Raw genomic sequence first — 16,909 nt, forward strand, 5'->3', positions numbered from 1 at the left:
TTTGGGACACCAACCCCGCGGTCTGGGCCATGCGAGAGTTCCTTATACAGCAGCGAAGGCGACTTGACGTCTTTCGCTCTTTGAGAAATGCTAAGATGTCAGACCAATTCCACGGTCGGCTGCCTGAGAAGAAAAATGGGGAACCATGAAGGCAAATAGCAGCGACAGGCCGGTGATCCGGCCGCTTCCGGTCATGGACCGCGCGCGTCAGGTGACTGATGCGCTGGCGGATTATGTCGAGGAAGCCAGGTTGAAGGCGGGTGACCGGCTGCCGGCCGAGCGCGAGCTGATGGCAGCCCTTGCCGTCGGCCGCTCGACCATTCGCGAAGCGATCCGCCACTTCCAGGCGCTCGGCGTCATCGAGACGCGCAAGGGCAGCGGCACCTATCTGCTGAAACCGGTTTCCAGGGCGACGATTCACATGCCGCTGTCGTTCGACACGGTTCATCTGCGCGACGTGCTGCTGCAGACGCTGGAGGTTCGCCGCGGCATCGAATGCGAGGCGGGCATGGTCGCGGCGCGGCGACGCACGAACACGGATCTCGTCGTCATCGAGGAAAAGCTGAACGAGATGGAGCGGGTGCATATCGAGAAAGGCACCTCCGGCCCGGAGGATCTGGCCTTTCACCTCGCTGTCTACGACGCCACCCACAATCCGCTGTTTCGCCAGCTTCTCGAGCAGATGCGCGAGACCTTCGAGCGCTTTTGGGAACATCCCTTCGACCGGCAGGATTTCGCGCGCCGGTCCTTTCCCTTTCACCGTACGCTTTTCGACGCGATCGCTGCCGGGGATCCCGAGGCGGCGCGCGCGGAAACATTGAAAATTCTCGACATCGTCGAGGAAGACATCAAGGAAATGTCCAAATGAGTAACGGCGCAGAACCGTTCGATCTTGCTTCCCTCATCACGGCTCACGACGAAGGCAACTTCGCAGACGCCGTCGTGCCGCCGATTTTCCAGACCTCGCTTTTCACCTTTTCCGATTACGACGATATGATCGCCTCTTATCGCGGCGAGAAGGTGCGGCCGATCTATACGCGCGGCCTGAACCCGACAGTGCGTGCCTTCGAAGAAATGCTCGCCAAGCTCGAAGGTGCCGAGGATGCGCTGGGTTTTGCGAGCGGCATGGCGGCGATCTCGTCGGCGGTGCTGAGCTTCGTCGAGCCGGGCGATCGCATCGTTGCCGTCAAACATGTCTATCCCGATGCCTTTCGCCTGTTCGGCACCATCCTGAAACGGATGAAGATCGAGGTGACCTATGTCGACGGGCGCGACGAGGAGGCGGTCGCCAAGGCGCTGCCCGGCGCCAAGGTCTTCTACATGGAGAGCCCGACGAGCTGGGTGATGGAAGCGCATGATGTCGGCGCGCTCGCAGCACTCGCCAGACAACACGGCGTCGTCTCGATGATCGACAACAGCTGGGCAAGCCCGTTCTTCCAGCGGCCGCTGACGCTCGGCGTCGACCTCGTCATTCATTCGGCCTCGAAATATCTCGGTGGCCACAGCGATGTGGTGGCGGGCGTCATCGCCGGCTCGAAGGCGATGATTGCACGCGTCAAGGCCGAGGCCTATCCTTATCTCGGCGGCAAGCTTTCGCCGTTCGACGCCTGGCTCCTGATCCGCGGCCTGCGCACGCTGCCGCTGCGCATGCGGGCCCACGAGGCATCCGCTCTCGAAATCGCCAGGCGCCTGCAGAAGCTCGACGTGGTGGAGACGGTCTGCCATCCGGGGCTCGCCAACCGTCTGCCCGCCGGGCTCAACGGCACCTCGGGCCTGTTTTCGTTCATCTTCCGCGAGGGCGTCGATATCCGCGCCTTCGCCGATCACCTCAAGCTCTTCAAACTGGGCGTAAGCTGGGGTGGACATGAAAGCCTGATCGTACCGGGCGAGGTGGTGCTTCAGCAGAAGGCACAGCCAAATTCCGCACATGCCTTCGGCATCCATGCGCGATCCGTACGTCTCCATGTCGGCCTCGAAGGAACCGAGGCTCTGTGGAGAGACATCGAGGAGGCGCTCGCCGCCGCCTCACAATCCTGAAACCCGAGAGAAACCTAATAAGGGGGAACTGAGCCATGAAAAAACTAATAATCTCGACGCTCTTTGCTTCGATGATGGCGGGTACGGCGTTTGCCGATACCACGCTCAAGCTTGTCGAAGTCATCACCAGCCCGGAGCGCACCGAAACGCTGAAATCGATCGTCGGCAAGTTCGAAGCCGCCAATCCCGGCACCAAGGTCGACATCATCTCGCTGCCCTGGAACGAAGCTTTCCAGAAATTCGCGACCATGGTGTCCGCCGGCGACGTGCCCGATGTGATGGAAATGCCCGATACCTGGCTGTCTCTCTATGCCAATAACGGCATGCTCGAGAGCTTAGAGCCCTATCTTGAAAAGTGGGAACACACCAAGGAGCTGACGCCGCGCGCGCTCGAACTCGGCCGCGACGTCAAGAACACCGCCTATATGCTGCCCTACGGCTTCTATCTCAGGGCGATGTTCTACAACAAGAAGCTGCTTTCGGAAGCCGGCGTCGCCGCACCGCCGAAGACGATGGAAGAATTCACCGCCGCTTCGGAAAAGGTTTCCAAACTGTCCGGCAAATACGGCTACTGCATGCGCGGCGGACCGGGCGGCCTCAACGGCTGGATGATCTTTGCCGCCTCGATGGCCGGCTCGAACAAGTACTTCAACGACGACGGCACCTCGACGATGAACAGCCCCGGCTGGGCCAAGGGCATCGAATGGATGGTCGATCTTTACAAGAAGGGCTATGCGCCGAAGGACAGCGTCAACTGGGGCTTCAACGAAGTCGTCGCCGGCTTCTATTCCGGCACCTGCGCTTTCCTCGACCAGGATCCGGATGCGCTGATCGCCATCGCCGAACGCATGAACAAGGACGATTTCGGCGTCATGCCGCTGCCGAAGGGTCCCGACGGCAAGTCCTTCCCGACGATCGGCTATGGTGGCTGGTCGATGTTCACGACCAGCGGCAACAAGGATCTCTCCTGGAAGCTGATCGCCACCCTCGAAGGGCCGGAAGGCAATATCGAGTGGAACAAGCGCATCGGCGCTCTGCCGGCCTATACGGCGGCCGAGAAGGATCCCTTCTATGCCGGTGACCAGTTCAAGGGCTGGTTCGAGGAACTGGCGGACCCGAACACGGTACCAACAGTCATGCCGACCTACCTCGAGGAATTCGCCTTCTTCAAGGATTCGCTGGCGATCAAGACCTCGCAGCAGGCATTGCTCGGCGATATCTCGGCAAAGGATCTGGCCGACCAGTGGGCGGAATACCTCACCAAGGCGCAGCAAAAGTTCCTCGCCAAGAAATAAGCAACGGACTGACGGCGGCGGCCTTTCGAGACGGGGGCCGCCGTCGCTTCCTTGATGACACAGACGGCGCATGAACGCCGCGAATGGGAACTGCTGGCTGATGACCATTTCCGCCGATACGCTCGACATGCGTCGCGACCGCAGGCCATGGCTGCGTCGCGTTGCCGATGCTTCGGAGCCCTATCTCTACAGCGCGCCGTCGCTGATCCTGATCATTGCGGTGATGCTGGTGCCGCTGACGGTCGGCATTTCCTACGCCTTCCGCGATATCCAGCTGCTCAATCCGTTTTCCGGCGGCTTCATCGGGCTCGATCATTTCCGCGAGCTTGCCGGCGATGCCGCCTTCTACGGGGCGCTGCGGAACACGCTCTGGTGGACCGGCGCCTCCGTCGTCCTGCAGTTCGTCTTCGGGCTGATCCTGGCGCTGCTGCTCGACAAGCCGTTCAAGGGCCGGGCAATCGCGCAGGCGCTGGTCTTCCTGCCCTGGGCCGTGCCGTCCTTTCTCGCCGGCCTCAACTGGGCCTGGCTGTTCAACCCGGTCATCGGGCCGATCCCGCACTGGCTCTTCGCCCTCGGGCTGATGCATGAGCCGGGCAATATCCTATCTGATCCCAATTATGCGATGTGGGGACCGATTGTTGCCAATGTCTGGTGGGGCATTCCGTTCTTCGCCATTACGCTGCTTGCCGCCTTGCAGGCGATCCCGCGCGATCTCTATGAGGCGGCATCGATCGACGGCGCCGGCTGGTTCCAGCGCTTCCGCTCGATCACGCTGCCGTTTCTGGCGCCAACAATCGCCATCACCGTGCTGCTGCGTACCGTGTGGATTTCCAATTTCGCCGATCTCATCGTCGTCATGACCAATGGCGGGCCGGCGGACCGGACGCAGATCGTCGCCAGCTACATCTTCACGACAGCCTTCAGGCGGCTCGACTTCGGCTATGCCTCGGCGATCGCGCTGGTGCTGCTCGTGCTGCTGCTTGCCTATTCGATGCTGATCATCCTGCTCCGGCAGACGCTGCTGAACAAGGATTGAGGCCATGAGACGATCCGTCATTCCTACCATCGCACACCGTGTGGCGATTCTCTGCTATATCGCCTTCGCACTGTTTCCGCTGTTCTGGCTGCTCAAGGTCTCGGTGACGCCGAACGACCTGCTCTATAGCGAAGGCGTGCGGATGTGGCCGTCGCGCACGACATGGGATCACTATGCCTTCGTGCTGCGCCACAGCGCCTTTCCGACCTTCTTCAAAAACAGCCTGATCGTCTCGGCGTCGACGGCCGTCACTGTGACGATCTGCGCCTCGCTGTCCGGCTACGCGCTGTCGCGTTTCAATTTCCGGGCAAAATACTGGATCGTCGCCCTGATGCTGCTGACCCAGATGTTCCCGCTGGTCATGCTGGTCGCGCCGATCTTCAAGATCCTGTCGCCTTTGCATCTGACCAACAGCCTGACCGGGCTCGTCATCGTCTACACCGCCTTCAACGTGCCTTTCGCCACCTTCCTGATGCAGTCCTTCTTCGACGGCATCCCGAGGGATCTCGAAGAGGCGGCGAAGATCGACGGGGCGACGCAGTTCACGGCGTTTCGACAGATCATCCTGCCGCTGACGCTGCCGGGGATCGCCGCCACCCTCGGCTTCGTTTTCACTGCCGCCTGGAGCGAGTTGCTCTTCGCGCTGATGCTGATCAACGGCAATGACGCGGCAACCTTCCCCGTCGGCCTTCTCACCTTCGTTTCGAAATTCTCGGTGGATTTCGGGCAGATGATGGCGGCGGGCGTCATGGCGCTCATCCCGGCCGGCCTCTTCTTCCTGCTCATCCAGCGCTATCTCGTCCAGGGCCTGACGGCCGGCGCGGTCAAGGGTTAAACACATGGCATCGATCGATATCCAGAATATCCGCAAAGCCTATGGCCATGTGCAGGTGCTGCACGGCGTCGACCTCGAAATCCAGGACGGCGAATTCGTCGTGCTCGTCGGCCCGTCCGGCTGCGGCAAGTCCACACTGCTGCGCATGATCGCTGGGCTGGAGGAGGTCACATCAGGTGAGATCCGCATCGCCGGGGTCAGGGTGAACGAACTGCATCCCAAGGACCGCGATATCGCCATGGTGTTCCAGTCCTATGCGCTTTACCCGCATATGAACGTCGCCGGCAACATGAGCTACAGCCTCAGGCTCCGGAAGGTGGCGAAGGAGAAGATTGCAAGCGCGGTCGCCGCGGCCGCCGCCAAGCTCGGCCTCGATCCACTGCTCGAACGAAGGCCGAAGGCGCTTTCCGGCGGCCAGCGCCAGCGCGTCGCCATGGGCCGCGCCATCGTCCGCCAGCCGAAGGCCTTCCTGTTCGACGAACCGCTGTCGAACCTCGATGCGCGCCTGCGCGAACAGATGCGCGCCGAAATCAAGAAACTGCATGGCGACCTGAAGGCGACCTCAATCTACGTGACCCACGACCAGATCGAGGCAATGACGCTGGCGGACCGGATCGTTGCCATGCATGGCGGCGTGGTCCAGCAGGTCGGCAGTCCCCTGGAACTCTACGACCGCCCCGCCAATCTCTTCGTTGCCGGCTTCATCGGCTCGCCCGGGATGAATTTCCTCGAGGCCAGCTATGATGCCGGCGGCGTGAGGCTGAAGGACGGCACGATCGTGCCGCTTGCAAAGCCTCTGCCGCTTGTCGACGGCGCAAAGGTGACGCTCGGCATCCGGCCGGAGCATGTGCTGATGAGCGACGGCGGGGCGGGGCTTGCCGCCGACGTGGAACTCGTCGAACCGACAGGCTTCGGCATCATCCTGCACCTTGCCCTGCATGGTCTGCCGTTCAAGATCTTCACGCTGACCCGGGACGCACTGAAGGCAGGTCCGAAGGTCAATGTCGCCTTCCCGGCCCAATATCTGCATGTGTTCGACGGCGAGGGAAAACGCGTCGATTGAACAGCAGAGCCGGTGGCCCGTTGCTGTCGGTTTTGGCATACTCTCTTCGGCGGGGGCGGGGAGGCATAACATGCTCGTTGCGCAGATATCCGATATCCATGCCGGGCCGGACCTTTCGTCGCTCCAGACGCTGGAGCTGGCGATAGGCTGGCTGAAGACGTTCCGCCCGGATGCGCTTGTTCTCACGGGAGATCTGGTGGACGACGGATGGCGGCAAGGCTATCGCCTGGTCGCCGAAAGCCTGCGGTCGCTGGACTGCCCTGTCCACCTGTTGCCGGGCAACGGTGACGATGTGCAATTGATGCGCTCCGAACTTGCCGCCGTCGGCACATGGATCAATGCGACGGGACCGATGCATTTCCGGACAGCCGTCGATGGGCTGACCCTCCTCGGTGTCGATGTGACCGTCGCCGGTCAGAGCTACGGTGACGTCCTGCCGCATCTGCCGTGGCTGATGAGCGCGCTTGCCGACCTGACGACGCCCGCCCTTCTGTTCATGCATCAGCCGCCATTCAGGATCGGCATCGAGGCGCTGGACCAGGTCGGATGCCGGAACGACAGTGCGCTTCTCAGTACCCTGGAGACGATGCATAGGCTGCCGTTGGCGATTCTCTGCGGCCATGTCCACCGACCTGCATTTGGTCGGCTGGGAATGATCCCTGTCCAGACCTGCGGCTCCCTCTGCCCACCCAATCCGCTTCTGTTAGAAGGACGGGCCGATCTTCCGGTGATCGACGCTCCGTCCTTCCTCGTGCACCAAGTTAGCGACGGCGGCCTGGTTTCCCATGTGGTATCGATTCCGGCATCCGATGGCGGCGCATGAAATGGATTGAATGGGAAACCCTCCCGAACTGCGAGCGGAAAAATCTTTTGTCGCATCGCCCATGAGGGCTATATCCTCTGCGTGATCCTGCTGCTGGAATGGATGCTATGACCGACACTGTTCTCGACCGCTTTCTCCGTTATGTCGTTATCGATACGCAATCCGACCCCGCCTCGTCGACGCAACCGACCACCGGCAAGCAGAAGGATCTCGGACGGGTTCTGGTCGATGAACTGCTGAAGATCGGTCTTGCGGACGCACGTCTCGATGAACACGGCTATGTCTACGCGACCATTCCGGCCAATAGCGACAAGACGGTGCCGGTCATCTGTTTCTGCTCGCACATGGATACGGCGCCCGATTTCAGCGGCACGAATGTCAAGCCGCAGATCGTCGGGAATTATGCCGGCGGGGATATCAAGCTTGCCGGCGACACGGGCCGGGTGATCCGCGTCAGCGATCATCCTGAACTGCAGAACCAGATCGGCAACGATATCGTCACGACCGATGGAACGACATTGCTCGGCGCCGACGACAAGGCGGGATTGGCTGAGATCATGACCGCGGCTGGGATCCTCGTCGACAATCCTGATATCAAGCACGGGACGATCAAGATCCTGTTCACGCCCGACGAGGAAGTCGGGCGCGGCGTCAACAAGGTCGACCTGAAGAAACTCGGTGCCGACTTCGCCTATACGATGGACGGAGAGACGGCCGGCCATATCGAGGACGAGACTTTCTCGGCCGACGGCGTCGAGATCAGCATTTCAGGTGTGGCAATCCATCCTGGCTTCGCCAAGGACCGCATGGAAAACGCCATCAAGATCGCAGGCGCCATCATCGACCGGCTGCCGACGGATATTGCCCCCGAGACCACGGAAGGCCAGCAGGGTTTCATCCATCCCACCGGCGTGACCGGCTCGATGGAGAAGGCGTCGCTGAGCTTCATCATCCGTGACTTCACCGAAAAGGGGCTTACGGAAAAGGAAACGATGCTCGAAGCCATCGTCAAGGACGTGATATCTGCCTATCCCGGCTCGACCTATCATTTCCAGGTGAAGGAACAGTATCGCAACATGAAGGTGGTGCTCGATCGTCACCCGGAGATCGTCGAGAACGCTATCGAGGCGGTGCGCCGGGCCGGCATGACGCCGGTGCGCGGCAGCATCCGCGGCGGCACGGATGGCTCGCGCCTTTCCTTCATGGGACTGCCGTGTCCGAACATCTTCGCCGGCGGCCATGCCTTCCACTCGCCGCTCGAATGGGTGAGCCGCCAGGACATGGAAAAGGCCGTCAAAACGATCGTGGAACTGGCAAAGGTCTGGGAAGAGCGCGCCTAGGCGCGCTTCCGCCTAACTCTTAAACCGAAAGGCGGTTTAACCGCCGTTCGCCGGAAGGCTTTCACGCAGCATCACGCTGTCATAGGCGGGGCGGGGAATAGGGATCGCAATGGGCATTCCCGGCTCGGGCTCGACCGATGTTACCGGCAATGTTTCCGGCGCGGTCACCGGCGCAGTTATCCGCATCTGCCCCGTGCTCGCCGTCGCCATGGGGTCCGGCGCCGGCAGAGGAACGGGAACCGCCGAGGGAATCAGTGCCTCGAATTGCGGCGGCAGCATGCTTTCGCCGGGCACATAGTTCATCGCCACCTCGTAGGAGGGCAGCGGCGGCGGCGTTTCAAGCGTGCCGTTGGCGTCGCGCTTCTCGTAGAAGGCGTTACCGCCGGCGACCGTCACATAGTGCATGTTGTCATAAGGGAATTTCAGCCCATCGGTGTGGAAGAACATCGCGTCCTTCACCGCGGGATGGCGTGCGCCCTTAATAAGGATCGCATCGGCCGCGCTAGCAAGCTCAGTTTCCGCCTGCGGTTTGACTTCGCGCGTCATCACGCCGGGCGCGAACTGCCTTTTCTGGGCCACGACGCCGCAGATCGACGGGGGATAGGCGCCGGAGGTGAGCCGGTTCATGACAACGGTCCCGACCGCCATGTAGCCGTCCTCGTCCGAATGCTGCGATTCGAAATACATCGCGCGCTGCAGGCACTCGCGGTCTTTGGCCGTATAATTGAACGTGACTTTCGTCGCTTGGCCCTGCTTCGTCTTGGTGTTCGCCGCCGTTGCCGCCGGTTTCGATGTCGTCGTGCAGCTTGCCGCTGCCAGTCCTACGAACAAAACCCCGATCAGGGATTTTCCAAAGGAAATCTCCGCCCTCAACGCCAGGTGCCTCCTATGGGATTAGTCCAGCCCTTAATGATTAAGCGAAAACGTTTTACTCGTCATATGACTGAAATACAAACAACCTTAGATAACAAAAACCTTAAGGGACTCTCGCCAAATACGATTCCGGCGATAAGCTATTGCGTAATTCCTGAGATGGGAATCGATTCCAGCATAAAATTATGAAGAAATTCAATGTGTTGCAGAGTCGCGCGTTTGAAAAGACGCACGACTCTGTGGGCGGCGGGCCCCCAATCTCCATCAACTGCGGAACAGTTTCCAGCGGGTCGGCTTGAAGGCTACCCGGTTGCGGTCAAGCCTGTCGGCCTCGCTCGGCGGCAATTCGATCTCGATATGCGGGCGATCATTGCCGATATCCAACTCGATATGGCGGGTGCCGGCCACGCGGCGGCTGGAGACCGGATGGCCGGCAATACAGTTTTCGGCTGATTCGCAGAGCCTGACGTCGTGCGGGCGGAAATAGAGCTGCGCCGTGCCATCAGGCTCGCCCTCGGCATTGAGGCCGAGCGAGCGGCCTTCAAAGCGAATGTCGCCGTCAGTAATCTCGACCTGCAGGCAGTTCGACTGGCCGATGAAGCCGAAGACGAAGGGAGAATTCGGATTGTCGTAGACCTGGTCGGGCGTGCCGACCTGTTCGATCGCGCCCTGGCTCATGACCACGACGCGGTCGGCAAGCTCCAGCGCTTCATCCTGGTCGTGGGTGACGAAGACGGTGGTATGTCCTGTGCGATCGTGGATATCGCGCAGCCACTTGCGCAGGTCCTTGCGCACCTGGGCGTCGAGCGCGCCGAAGGGTTCGTCGAGCAGCAGCACGTTCGGCTCGACGGCCATCGCACGGGCGAGCGCCACACGCTGGCGCTGGCCGCCCGAAAGCTGGGCCGGGTAGCGTTTTTCGAGACCGGAAAGCTGGACGAGCTCGAGCAGTTCGAGCGCCCGCCTGCGGATGTCGGCCTTGGGCGGCCGCCGCGCGCTGTTTCTGACCTTGAGGCCGAAGGAGACGTTTTCGAGCACCGTCATGTAGCGGAAGAGAGCATAGTGCTGGAAGACGAAGCCGATATTGCGCTGCTGCACTGATTTCTTCGAGGCATCCTCGTCGCCGAAGAAGATCAGCCCCTCCGTCGGGCTTTCGAGGCCGGCGATCAGGCGCAGCAATGTCGTCTTGCCGGAGCCCGAAGGGCCTAGCAGTGCGATCAGCTCGCCGGAGCGGATGTCGAGCGAGACATCGTGCAGTGCCGGAAAACGATCGAATTCCTTGCGAATGTTTTGAACGCGTACTTCCATTCCAAATCCTTCAGTGCCGCCGGCTGGCGGCGATTTCCGCGCTATAGCGCATTTCCAGCAGCGTCTTCAAAACAAGAGTCACGAGCGCGAGCAAGGCCAAAAGTGTAGCGACGGCAAAAGCGCCGGTGAAATTATACTCGTTATAGAGAATTTCCACCTGCAGCGGCATGGTGTTCGTCTGGCCGCGGATGTGGCCAGAGACCACCGAGACGGCGCCGAATTCACCCATGGCGCGAGCGTTGCAGAGCAGCACACCGTAGAGCAGACCCCATTTGATGTTCGGCAGCGTCACGTACCAGAAGGTCTGCCAGCCGCTGGCGCCGAGCGAAAGGGCTGCCTCCTCGTCGGCGGTTCCCTGTTCCTGCATCAGCGGGATCAGCTCGCGGGCGACGAAGGGGAAGGTGACGAACATGGTGGCGAGGATCAACCCCGGCACGGCGAACAGGATCTTGATGTCGTGAGCGCTGAACCACTGGCCGAGCCAGGTACTGGAGCCGAACAGCAGAACGAAGACCAGGCCCGATATGACGGGTGAGACCGAGAAGGGCAGGTCGATCAGTGTCGTCAGGAAGGCCTTGCCCTTGAACTCGAACTTGGCGATCGCCCAGGCGGCGGCGACCCCGAAGACGAGGTTGAGAGGCACGCTGACGCCGGCGACGATCAGCGTCAGGCGGATTGCCGACAAGGTCTCGGCGTCGGCGAGCGCCACGAAGAAGGGGGCAGGCCCTTTGCGGAAAGCCTCGACGAAAACTGCTGCGAGCGGCAGAAGCAGGATCAGCAGCAGGAAGACGAGCGAAAGAATGATCAGCGTGAAGCGCGCGATCCTGTTTTCGGTGGTCACCGAACGCAGCTTCACCGGTTGAACGGTCGCATCAAGCGCCATAGCCGTACCTCCGCCTGCTCCAGCTCTGGATGAGATTGATAACGAGCAACATGGCGAACGAGATGACCAGCATGATCGCCGCAATACCGGTCGCTGCCGCGTAATTATACTCTTCGAGTTTGATGATGATCAGCAGTGGCGCGATCTCCGATTTGAACGGCAGGTTGCCGGCGATGAAGATGACCGAGCCGTATTCGCCGACGCCGCGGGCAAAGGCGAGCGCAAAGCCGGTGAGCACGGCGGGCGCCAGCCCTGGCAGCAGCACGCGGAAAATCGTCTGGAAGCGATTGGCGCCGAGCGTTGCCGCAGCCTCCTCCACTTCCTTGTCGATTTCCTCCATGACGGGCTGCACGGTGCGCACCACGAAGGGTAGGCCGACGAAGATCAGCGCAACGACGATACCGGCTGGCGTAAAGGCGATCTTGATGCCGAGCGGCGTCAGGAACTGGCCGATCCAGCCGTTCGGCGCGTAGAGCGTCGTCAGCGCGATGCCGGCAACGGCAGTCGGCAGCGCGAAAGGCAGGTCGACCATGGCATCGATGACACGCTTGCCGGGAAAGCGGTAACGCACCAGTACCCAGGCGAGGATGATGCCGAAGACAGCATTGACGATCGCAGCGATGAACGCGCTGCCGAAGCTGATGCGCAGCGCGTTCAGCGTGCGCGGATCGAGTGCGATCGACCAGAATGTTTCCCAGCCAAGCGCGCTCGACCGGACGGCGAGGCCCGAGAGCGGGATGAGGATCAGAAGGGTGAGCCAGGTCAAGGTAAGGCCGAGCGCCATTCCGAAACCCGGAATGACACTCGGCCGCTTGAACCGCCACCGCGTGGGGCTATGTGCTTTCATGAAGTCTATTATTGGGCCGGCTTGTAGATTTGGTCAAATACCCCGCCGTCGCCGAAGAATTTCGGCTGTGCGTCTTTCCAGCCGCCGAAATCGTCGATGGTCGCCAGCGTCAGCTTCGGGAAGCGGGCGATGTCAGCCGGATCGGCGGCTTCCGGCTTGATCGGGCGGTAGAAGTGCTTGGCGGCGATCTTCTGGCCTTCGTCCGAATAGAGGTAGTTGAGATAGGCTTCGGCGACCTTGCGCGTGCCCTTCTTGTCGACATTGCCGTCAACGATGGCGACTGGCGGGTCGGCACGGATGGAGAAGGCCGGCGTCACGATCTCGAACTGATCGGGACCGAGCTCTTCAAGTGAAAGATAGGCTTCGTTTTCCCAGGCAAGCAGCACGTCGCCGAGGCCGCGCTGGACGAAGGTGGTCGTGGCGCCGCGCGCGCCTGTATCGAGAACCGGAACGTGCTGCAGCAGTTTCGTCACGTAATCCTGCGCCTTGGCTTCGTCGCCGCCATTCGCCTGCTTGGCCCATGCCCAGGCGGCCAGGAAGTTCCAGCGGGCGCCGCCCGAGGTCTTCGGATTTGGGGTGATGACCTGCACGTCGTCCTTGACCAGGTCGCCCCAATCCTTGATGCCCTTCGGGTTGCCCTTACGGACCAGGAAGACGATCGTCGACGTATAGGGTGTCGAATTGTTGGGGAACTTGGTCTTCCAGTCGGCCGGGATCTTGCCGGTCTTCTTGGCGATGGCGTCGATATCACCTTCGAGCGCCAGCGTGACGACGTCGGCGTCAAGACCGTCGATGACGGAGCGGGCCTGCGCACCGGAGCCGCCATGCGACGCCTGGATCGTTACGGTTTCACCGGTGTCCTTCTGCCACTTGGCGGCAAAAGCAGCATTGAAATCCTTATACAATTCGCGAGTCGGATCGTAGGAAACGTTAAGAAGCGTCTGATCCGCGAATGCAGGAGCGATGCTCCCGATTGCGAAGCTGCCTGCCATGACCGCGGCTGCGATGAGCCGGGTGAGCCGTTGTGTCTGCATTGGGGAACCCTCCGTGTTTGTGCCTAAACACTATCAAGTCAGTCGTATAATGAAACAAAGGTTCTTCCGGTTCCGGCGCTACCGTTAGAATGTCATTCCATTTAAGGGGTAATTTGGAAATGGACGTGCCGAAGTTGGCCGCGGCCAATTGGTCGCCCGGCGCTGCCCGCCGCAGGGCCGTGTTTTTCTGGCCACAGTTCCTCCACGAAAACGACATGGTGATGCAGATTTTTGCCAAGATTTTGCCGCGATGGCACTTGTGGATTCCTATATGGCCTCCGTTGCGGTCGTATTCGCCGACCGCAACGCGGGGGCAACCCTTGAAGTGCGCCTCGCATTCCAAACCTGTTTAGGGCCATTCAAAATGAATATCAGAACTATCCTTTTTGCCTCCGTTGCCGCCCTTGCCGCGGCCTCCGGAGCCCGCGCAGCCGACGCCATCGTGGCGGCGGAACCCGAGCCTGTGGAATATGTTCGCGTTTGCGACGCCTACGGTACCGGCTATTTTTATATTCCGGGGACGGAAACATGCCTTTCGATCGGCGGTTACATCCGTACCGAAGTGCGTTTCGGTGACCATATTTCCGGCGACTCCGACGTAGACTTCTGGACCCGCGGTCAGGTCACCTTCCAGGCCAAGAACGACACCGAGTACGGCACGCTCACCGGCGTCATCACGCTGCGTTACAATGTTGACAACGCTTCTGACCAGGAAGCATTGCTCGATGAAGGCTACATCGATATTGCCGGTTTCCGCGTCGGTAAGCTGTATAGCTGGTGGGATGACGACATGAGCGGCGAGACCGATACGCTCGCCAGCAACGAGACGACCCACAACTCGATCCGTTATCAGTACGAGAATGGCGCTTTCGCGGCCGGCATTTCGGTCGACGAGCTGGAAGAAGACTACGCCACCAAGCCGGGCGATGGCCCGAACAACTTTGGTGTCGCAGGCCAGGTCTCCTACAAGGCCGGCGCCATCAGCGCTTACCTGCTTGCCGGTTATGACACCGACACCAGCGAAGTCGCGGTCCGCGGCATCGTCTATGCCGACATCGGCCCGGGCACGCTCGGCATTGCCGGCGTATGGGCAAGCGGCGCCAACTACTACTACGAAGAGTCCGAATGGACGATCGCAGCAGAGTATGCCTTGAAGATCAACGACAAGTGGTCGGTCACCCCCGGCTTCCAGTACTTCGAAAACATCGCTCTCGAGGCTGACGGTAACGGCTTCACCGGCGGCAGCGCCTACACGACCGGTGTCACCATCGACTACCGCATCGTCGAGGATCTGCGTACGAAGCTCAGCGTGCAATATCACGATGAGGACGAAGGCGACGACGAAGTGTTCGGCTTCCTGCGCTTCCAGCGCGATTTCTAAGATCGTCTCTTTGCAGACGAGTGGGCGCGACCTTCAGGCCGCGCCTTTTTTAATTTAGAATAATGTCATCACACCCGTGAATCGGCGATGAAATCGGAATAAAATTCGTCGACCGTTCTTGCCTTGCGCATAGCGGCGAGCGCGCCGTCCGTTTGCAGCCGCCTGGCAATGGCCGATAGCACGTTCAGATATTCGCCACGATTATTTTCTCCGAAGAGCAGCACGAAGGCGATGTCAGTCGGGATATCGTCGATCGCCTCGAAATCCAATGGTTGGGCGAAGCGGAGGAGAAGGCCGCGCGGGCTGGTCATGCCGCCGATCGCCGCATGCGGGATGGCGATACCATTGCCGATGCCGGTGGAGCCGAGCTTCTCACGCGCTTCGAGCGCCTTCAGGATGGTCTGGCCATCGACGGAGAAAGCCTTGGCGGCCTTGTCGGCTATGATCTGCAGTGCGCGCCATTTGGTCGGCGCCGACACGCCGATGAAGGTGTGCTCCGGCCGGATGATGTTGGGAAGGTTCATGTCATTCTCGATACTGTTCGGGCAGCGGGAGGGAAGGGAGGTCAATCCGGTTCCCTGAGCCGGTAGCCGACGCCGGTCTCCGTGGTGATATAGTGCGGCTGGTCCGGAATCTGTTCGACCTTTTGCCGCAGTTGCCGGACGTAGACGCGCAGATACTGCACATCCGCCGCCGGCCCCCATACCTGCTTTAGAAGAAACTGGTGTGTCAGCACCTTGCCGGCATGCTGGGCGAGCACGCGCAGGATGTCGTATTCCTTCGGCGACAGTTTTATTTCCTGGCCGTCGACCTTGACGATGCGCTTGACGAGATCGATCGACAGCCCGCCGGTCTGGAAGATCGCCTTTTCGCCCTGTTGCTGCAGGCGGTGGCGCAGCGCCACGCGGATGCGGGCGCCAAGCTCGTTGATGCCGAAGGGTTTGGTGACGTAATCGTCGGCGCCGCTTTCCAGCGCCTTGACGATACCAGCCTCGTCGGTGCGGCTGGACAGAATGACGACCGGCATGGAAAGCCCTTCGTCGCGCCACGCCTGCAGCAGGTCGTGGCCGGGGGTGTCGGGCAGGCCGAGGTCGAGCACGATGAGATCGGGCATGTCATCGGCGACCGACTGCCGGGCGGCGCTGGCGTTTGCCGCCTCGCGCACCTCGTAGCCCTGCGCGGTCAGGCCGACGCGGAGCAGCTTGCGGATCGGAGGCTCGTCGTCGACGACGAGGATTTTAACGGCTGAACCGGTCATCGGAGTTCATCCAGTTTCGGAATGTCGTTGGGTTTCGGCAGGCGGATGGTGAAGACGGCGCCCGGACGGCCCGTCCGGTTGCCGGCGGTGATCGTGCCACCCATCGCCTCGATGAAGCCGCGGCAGATGGAAAGGCCAAGCCCGGTGCCGGCGCGCACCTGATCGCCTTTGCGCACGCGGTAGAAGGTATCGAAGACGCGGTTGAGATCGGCCGGCGGAATGCCTGGGCCTTCGTCCGAAATCTGCACGACGACGTTGTCGGCATCGGCCCAGCCCTCGATATGGATCACCGATCCCCCGGGCGCGTATTTCGCGGCATTGTCGAGCAGGTTGAAGATCACCTGCTCGAACAGGACAGGATCGACGCGCACCATCGGCAGGTCGGCGGGAATGTTCATCTCGGTCTTGTGGCCGTCGAGGATCTTGGCGGCACGGCGCAGCGCGCTGCCGACGATATCGCCGGCATAATGCAGCGCATAGTTCGGCTCCATCGCACCGGATTCGATCTTGGTCATGTCGAGCAGGTTGGCGATGAAGCGGTTGAGGCGTTCGGATTCGTCGACGACGGTCGACAGCAGGTCGCTGCGGTCTTCCTCCGGCATCGAGGCGAAATAGTCGCGCAGCGTGCCGGCGGCGCCGAGGATGGCGGCAAGCGGTGTCTTCAGGTCGTGCGAGATCGAAGTCAGTAGGGCCGAGCGCAGCCGGTCTGCTTCGGCCCCAAGTCTTGCCCGGTCGACATCAGCGACGAGCTGGACGCGTTCGATGGCAAGGGCCGCCTGGTCGGCCAGCGCATCGAGCAGCCGCTGCTGTTCGGGCGTCAGCAGCGGCCCGTCGCGGCGATCACTGTCGAGGCCGATGACACCGACGGCGGTGCGCCCGGTTCTCAGCGGCACATAGAG

The 16,909-nt window shown here is 61.2% G+C and carries 17 protein-coding genes; 9 read left to right on the forward strand and 8 right to left on the reverse strand.

What is annotated here, in order from left to right; genetic code table 11:
- Positions 1-145: 145 nt before the first annotated feature.
- The 8 genes from MOV76_RS07225 to pepT all read left to right on the forward strand — a co-directional run bounded on the left by MOV76_RS07225 (position 146) and on the right by pepT (position 8,429).
- Positions 146-868 (forward strand): FadR/GntR family transcriptional regulator, encoded by a 723-nt coding sequence (locus MOV76_RS07225; RefSeq protein ID WP_026231008.1) that lies wholly within the window; start codon positions 146-148, stop codon positions 866-868.
- Positions 865-2,037, forward strand: coding sequence for a PLP-dependent transferase (locus tag MOV76_RS07230; RefSeq protein ID WP_166472051.1), 1,173 nt, complete (start codon positions 865-867; stop codon positions 2,035-2,037). The genes MOV76_RS07225 and MOV76_RS07230 overlap by 4 nt, the downstream gene beginning before the upstream one ends.
- A 35-nt stretch (positions 2,038-2,072) precedes the next feature.
- A complete protein-coding gene (locus MOV76_RS07235; protein ID WP_018246492.1) occupies positions 2,073-3,332 on the forward strand; it encodes a sugar ABC transporter substrate-binding protein in 1,260 nt (419 codons plus the stop codon).
- Between the two features lie 100 nt (positions 3,333-3,432).
- A complete protein-coding gene (locus MOV76_RS07240; protein WP_011655107.1) occupies positions 3,433-4,368 on the forward strand; it encodes a carbohydrate ABC transporter permease in 936 nt (311 codons plus the stop codon).
- Between the two features lie 4 nt (positions 4,369-4,372).
- Positions 4,373-5,203 (forward strand): carbohydrate ABC transporter permease, encoded by an 831-nt coding sequence (locus MOV76_RS07245; protein WP_047617846.1) that lies wholly within the window; start codon positions 4,373-4,375, stop codon positions 5,201-5,203.
- Positions 5,204-5,207: 4 nt separating this feature from the next.
- Positions 5,208-6,266, forward strand: coding sequence for an ABC transporter ATP-binding protein (locus tag MOV76_RS07250; protein ID WP_247264201.1), 1,059 nt, complete (start codon positions 5,208-5,210; stop codon positions 6,264-6,266).
- Between the two features lie 70 nt (positions 6,267-6,336).
- The gene (locus MOV76_RS07255) at positions 6,337-7,089 is read left to right on the forward strand and encodes a metallophosphoesterase (RefSeq protein WP_018246495.1); all 753 of its coding nucleotides are present in this window, start codon (positions 6,337-6,339) and stop codon (positions 7,087-7,089) included.
- A gap of 107 nt (positions 7,090-7,196) precedes the next feature.
- Positions 7,197-8,429, forward strand: coding sequence for a peptidase T (pepT, locus tag MOV76_RS07260; RefSeq protein WP_247264202.1), 1,233 nt, complete (start codon positions 7,197-7,199; stop codon positions 8,427-8,429).
- A 36-nt stretch (positions 8,430-8,465) separates the two neighbouring features.
- On the opposite strand, the gene MOV76_RS07265 is transcribed toward pepT, so the two are convergent.
- From MOV76_RS07265 to MOV76_RS07285, 5 genes are all read right to left on the reverse strand, one after another.
- Positions 8,466-9,302: a cell wall hydrolase gene (locus MOV76_RS07265; RefSeq protein WP_247264203.1), complete on the reverse strand. Its 837-nt coding sequence runs from the start codon at positions 9,300-9,302 to the stop codon at positions 8,466-8,468.
- 264 nt (positions 9,303-9,566) lie between these two features.
- Positions 9,567-10,607 (reverse strand): sulfate/molybdate ABC transporter ATP-binding protein, encoded by a 1,041-nt coding sequence (locus MOV76_RS07270; protein ID WP_018246498.1) that lies wholly within the window; start codon positions 10,605-10,607, stop codon positions 9,567-9,569.
- Between the two features lie 10 nt (positions 10,608-10,617).
- Positions 10,618-11,490, reverse strand: a complete 873-nt coding sequence (gene cysW, locus MOV76_RS07275) for a sulfate ABC transporter permease subunit CysW (protein WP_018246499.1) — start codon at positions 11,488-11,490, stop codon at positions 10,618-10,620.
- Complete coding sequence (cysT, locus tag MOV76_RS07280; protein ID WP_018246500.1) at positions 11,480-12,337, reverse strand: sulfate ABC transporter permease subunit CysT; 858 nt, start codon at positions 12,335-12,337, stop codon at positions 11,480-11,482. Before cysT ends, cysW begins: the two co-directional genes overlap by 11 nt.
- A gap of 8 nt (positions 12,338-12,345) precedes the next feature.
- Entirely contained in the window at positions 12,346-13,371 is a 1,026-nt protein-coding gene (locus tag MOV76_RS07285; protein ID WP_018246501.1) for a sulfate ABC transporter substrate-binding protein, read from the reverse strand.
- 364 nt (positions 13,372-13,735) lie between these two features.
- Between MOV76_RS07285 and MOV76_RS07290 the strand changes: the two genes are divergently transcribed.
- Positions 13,736-14,752 carry a porin gene (locus MOV76_RS07290; RefSeq protein ID WP_026188774.1) on the forward strand — a complete coding sequence of 339 codons (1,017 nt, stop codon included), beginning with the start codon at positions 13,736-13,738 and terminating at the stop codon, positions 14,750-14,752.
- A gap of 68 nt (positions 14,753-14,820) precedes the next feature.
- On the opposite strand, the gene MOV76_RS07295 is transcribed toward MOV76_RS07290, so the two are convergent.
- The 3 genes from MOV76_RS07295 to MOV76_RS07305 all read right to left on the reverse strand — a co-directional run.
- Positions 14,821-15,276 carry a PTS sugar transporter subunit IIA gene (locus MOV76_RS07295; protein ID WP_247264204.1) on the reverse strand — a complete coding sequence of 152 codons (456 nt, stop codon included), beginning with the start codon at positions 15,274-15,276 and terminating at the stop codon, positions 14,821-14,823.
- A gap of 41 nt (positions 15,277-15,317) precedes the next feature.
- Positions 15,318-16,010 carry a response regulator transcription factor gene (locus MOV76_RS07300; RefSeq protein ID WP_047617855.1) on the reverse strand — a complete coding sequence of 231 codons (693 nt, stop codon included), beginning with the start codon at positions 16,008-16,010 and terminating at the stop codon, positions 15,318-15,320.
- The coding region (locus tag MOV76_RS07305; RefSeq protein WP_247264205.1) for a sensor histidine kinase KdpD at positions 16,007-16,909 on the reverse strand (903 nt) is incomplete at its 5' end. The genes MOV76_RS07300 and MOV76_RS07305, both read right to left, overlap by 4 nt.

Origin of the sequence: Rhizobium sp. PRIMUS64 (assembly GCF_023006465.1) — a bacterium.
GTDB lineage: Bacteria > Pseudomonadota > Alphaproteobacteria > Rhizobiales > Rhizobiaceae > Rhizobium > Rhizobium leguminosarum.

What these genes read in the sequence shown, in the direction of transcription:
- MOV76_RS07255 (WP_018246495.1), top strand. Translation starts at nt 6,337, where the DNA reads ATGCTCGTTGCGCAGATATCCGATATCCATGCCGGGCCGGACCTTTCG.
- MOV76_RS07235 (WP_018246492.1), top strand. Translation starts at nt 2,073, where the DNA reads ATGAAAAAACTAATAATCTCGACGCTCTTTGCTTCGATGATGGCGGGT.
- MOV76_RS07290 (WP_026188774.1), top strand. Translation starts at nt 13,736, where the DNA reads ATGAATATCAGAACTATCCTTTTTGCCTCCGTTGCCGCCCTTGCCGCG.
- cysT (WP_018246500.1), bottom strand. Translation starts at nt 12,337, where the DNA reads ATGAAAGCACATAGCCCCACGCGGTGGCGGTTCAAGCGGCCGAGTGTC.
- MOV76_RS07285 (WP_018246501.1), bottom strand. Translation starts at nt 13,371, where the DNA reads ATGCAGACACAACGGCTCACCCGGCTCATCGCAGCCGCGGTCATGGCA.
- MOV76_RS07240 (WP_011655107.1), top strand. Translation starts at nt 3,433, where the DNA reads ATGACCATTTCCGCCGATACGCTCGACATGCGTCGCGACCGCAGGCCA.
- MOV76_RS07270 (WP_018246498.1), bottom strand. Translation starts at nt 10,607, where the DNA reads ATGGAAGTACGCGTTCAAAACATTCGCAAGGAATTCGATCGTTTTCCG.
- MOV76_RS07300 (WP_047617855.1), bottom strand. Translation starts at nt 16,010, where the DNA reads ATGACCGGTTCAGCCGTTAAAATCCTCGTCGTCGACGACGAGCCTCCG.
- MOV76_RS07245 (WP_047617846.1), top strand. Translation starts at nt 4,373, where the DNA reads ATGAGACGATCCGTCATTCCTACCATCGCACACCGTGTGGCGATTCTC.
- MOV76_RS07225 (WP_026231008.1), top strand. Translation starts at nt 146, where the DNA reads ATGAAGGCAAATAGCAGCGACAGGCCGGTGATCCGGCCGCTTCCGGTC.
- pepT (WP_247264202.1), top strand. Translation starts at nt 7,197, where the DNA reads ATGACCGACACTGTTCTCGACCGCTTTCTCCGTTATGTCGTTATCGAT.
- cysW (WP_018246499.1), bottom strand. Translation starts at nt 11,490, where the DNA reads ATGGCGCTTGATGCGACCGTTCAACCGGTGAAGCTGCGTTCGGTGACC.
- MOV76_RS07295 (WP_247264204.1), bottom strand. Translation starts at nt 15,276, where the DNA reads ATGAACCTTCCCAACATCATCCGGCCGGAGCACACCTTCATCGGCGTG.
- MOV76_RS07250 (WP_247264201.1), top strand. Translation starts at nt 5,208, where the DNA reads ATGGCATCGATCGATATCCAGAATATCCGCAAAGCCTATGGCCATGTG.
- MOV76_RS07230 (WP_166472051.1), top strand. Translation starts at nt 865, where the DNA reads ATGAGTAACGGCGCAGAACCGTTCGATCTTGCTTCCCTCATCACGGCT.